This window comes from Paenibacillus sp. HB172176, assembly GCF_011947265.1.
Lineage (GTDB): Bacteria > Bacillota > Bacilli > Paenibacillales > Paenibacillaceae > Pristimantibacillus.
In genome coordinates this window covers 4,770-8,020 of record NZ_JAATHD010000050.1, presented here as the reverse complement: position 1 = coordinate 8,020, position 3,251 = coordinate 4,770, and the positions used below count along the sequence as shown (strand labels likewise).

Here is a 3,251-nt window from a genome sequence, read left to right as displayed (position 1 = left end):
GTCAATGTCGTTCCCGGATGGGAACTTTCCACTATGCCCTGGCTTGCATTGTCAATGTCGTTCCCGGATGGGAACTTTCCACTATGCTCTGGCTCGCATTGTCAATGTCGTTCCCGGATGGGAACTTTCCGCTATGCACTGGCTCGCTTTGTCAATGTCGTTCCCGGATGGGAACTTTCCGCTATGCACTGGTTCGCATTTCAATGTCGTTCCCGGATGGGAACTTTCCGCAAGCTCTCTCTTGTCTCTACTCGTTCCCTTAATGTCTTAGCATTGCGTCTAACGTTTTGTATTCATGAACCTTCACTGGCTTAAGCAGTGAATCTGATCATGCTAAGCGATCAGATGGCCGGGTCCGCTAGGACTTAGCCTGTGCAAGGTTGTTCGGCTGAATAATCTTCCTTGCTACTGAATGTGCTTCTTCGAATTTTCTTCTTACTACTTCGGTCCGAACCAAGGAGCGATAGCGACGCAGCATGAATACGGTGTTATCTGCTGGATCTGCCCCACTTCTTCGAATTAAGACAGGACGTCGACCCACAATTTTTTAATATGCTTTAGATCTTGAACTATTCGTCTATTGACCTTGACCTATACGCTTGTCGACCTTGAACTATTCCTCCTTTGACCTTGACCTATTCATGTGTCGACCTTGAACTACTCCTCCCTTGACCTTGACCTATTCATGTGTCGACCTTGAACTATTCCTCATTTGACCTTGACCTATTCGTGTGTTGACCTTGAACTATTCCTCATTTGATCTTGACCTATCCAAGTGTTGCGCTTGAACTATTAAAACAGTAACCTTGGCTACTACTCGTATTTGGATGTTCAAACATGTTTACTTTCATCATTGGCTTCAAGCAACAGGACGTTGCGATTGTATTACTTTCAAGTCTTTGGGGCAGATCTTGCAGATAACGTTCTTGTATTCACGAACCTTCACTGCCTTAAACGACCGGAGGGAGTGGCCGCGACGCGGTTAGGCAGTGCAAGGTTGTCCGGCTGAATAGGCTTCCCTGCTACTGAATCAACTTCTTCGAAACCACATCTTCCTTCTTCGGCCGGACCAAGGAGCGATAGCGACGCAGCGTGAATACGGTGTTATGAGATGTTGCCGCCTTCTTTGAATTACTTACAAAATGTCTTTCTATGGGTTAGTTTATATCTCCTATATATGTTTCATTTCCTTTACTTCCATCAATTTTTTTAAGCTCTTCAATAAGATCTTTAGGGTAAAATTTATATTTTTCAAGCTCATCGATGTTTATCCATTCAATTCCGATTTGATCCGGGTCTGGCTCTAATTCATACTTATTTTCTTCTTCGATCTCACAAGAAAAAATATGATTAACGATGTGTAGTCCTTTGTCTCTATCTGCATTTTCATGATTCTTTCCAATATACTCTCTTACAAATATCAATTTAGCATTCATAATACTTGCCCCAACCTCTTCACGAACTTCACGATGAAGAGCTTCTAATAGTGTTTCTCCAAATTCTTGTCCGCCACCTGGCATGATATATTCAATAACCTCGTCTTCTTGTTTCTTAATAGTTAGAATCTGATTATTTCGAATAATTAAGGCACAGACTGAACTTCTAATCTTCATCGATACACCTCCAAACTAATATCCTTTGTTTTATAAAATTCTATAGTTTGCACGCTAATCATATAGCAAAAATGTGTTGATCTTTAATTGGCTCTGCTGCAATTTCTCATAACGTTTTTGTATTCACGAACCTTCACTGCCTTAAACGACCGGAGGGAGTGGCCGCGACGCGGTTAGGCAGTGCAAGGTTGTCCGGCTGAATATGCTTCCTCGCTACTTAAACGGCTTCTTTACAGAGCCGTTCTCTTCCAACTTCGGTCCGGACCAAGGAGACGGAGTCGACGCAGCGTGAATACGGTGTTAGGCGAAGTGACCTCTTCTTTGATTAAACTTACAAATTACTTTTCTTTAAAGTCTTTCTTCAGTATTGAATATATTGCAGTGTCGACAAACCGATTCCTCCAATAAAAATGTTCTCTCAATATTCCTTCTTCCCTAAATTCGATTCTCTCAAGTACCTTCCTTGAATTCACATTTTCTGGTTCTACAAATGCTTCGATTCGGTTTAATTCTAAATTATTAAACCCGAATTCAACTACTTTCAAAATTGCCTCTGTCATAATGCCTTTACGCCAATATTGTGGCGTAAGTTCATATCCAATTTCAGATCTGTGATGATTTTTCATCCAACTATGAAACCCACATGTTCCAATTACTCGGTTTTCAGACTTTAAAGTTATTCCCCAGCGAATTCCTTGATTTCTTTCAAATCTTTGATTCCATCTGTTAATTAATTCTTCTGCTTGATTGATATTCGTAAAACTCACTAAATCATAATATTTTGTTACTTCTTCCAAAGAGAAATAATTATAGATCTCTCTCGAATCCTCTTGTTTAATCTGCCTTAGTATTAATCTTTCGGTTTCCAATATAGGAAACTGTAACATTTTTTCTTCTCCTTCCATCATTTAGGTCATTTCGCCTAACGTTTTTGTATTCACGAACCTTCACTGCCTTAAGTGACCGAAGGGAACGGCCGCGACGCGGTTAGGCAGTGCAAGGTTGTCCGGCTGATTATGCTTCCCTGCTACTGAATTATCTCCTTCGAAACCACATCTTCCTGATTCGGCCGGACCAAGGAGACGGAGTCGACGCAGCGTGAATACGGTGTTATATGATGTCAGCGTCCTCTTTGAAATACCCTCAAAATCTTAGCCTTAATACATCTTTAGTATTTATTCAAAATTGATTTCCATCTCTTTCTTCATTAATTTAGTTCTTCATATTAACTTCTGTATTTCCTCATCATCAATAGTATAGAATTTCCTACAGTCAGAATAAATGTAATTAGAGACAGAGTCATTAAACCACTCATACTGGGATTACTCTTATTAGTCTTCAAAAAATGAATTGCCAAACAGCTCGAAATTATAAAAACTAACCCAAACAATACAGTCAGTAAAATTCTCCGGTTTTTAAGCTTGAACATGTTTCACATCATCCTTTCAGCCGAATTAATAGCGGAAAGCCCATTGTTAAAATTTTCTTTTATAGTTTTATTGTTTTATGTTCTTATAGCTTTACGCTGATTTCATATAACGTTCTTGTATTCACGAACCTTCACTGGCTTAAGCAGCGAATCTGATCAAGCGAAGCGATCAGATGGCCGGGTCGAAGACTTAGCCTGTGCAAGGTTGT

General features: G+C 40.1%; 2 protein-coding genes. Both read right to left on the bottom strand.

Features of this window, described 5'->3' with window-relative positions:
- Nucleotides 1–1,157: 1,157 nt before the first annotated feature.
- Nucleotides 1,158–1,613: an NUDIX domain-containing protein gene (locus HFP08_RS28530; protein ID WP_168124030.1), complete on the bottom strand. Its 456-nt coding sequence runs from the start codon at nt 1,611–1,613 to the stop codon at nt 1,158–1,160.
- 338 nt (nt 1,614–1,951) lie between these two features.
- Entirely contained in the window at nt 1,952–2,500 is a 549-nt protein-coding gene (locus tag HFP08_RS28525; protein WP_168124032.1) for a GNAT family N-acetyltransferase, read from the bottom strand.
- Nucleotides 2,501–3,251: the final 751 nt, after the last annotated feature.

Bases quoted from the DNA above. Each gene is read 5' to 3' on its own strand.
- HFP08_RS28530 (WP_168124030.1), bottom strand. From the start codon at position 1,613: ATGAAGATTAGAAGTTCAGTCTGTGCCTTAATTATTCGAAATAATCAG.
- HFP08_RS28525 (WP_168124032.1), bottom strand. From the start codon at position 2,500: ATGTTACAGTTTCCTATATTGGAAACCGAAAGATTAATACTAAGGCAG.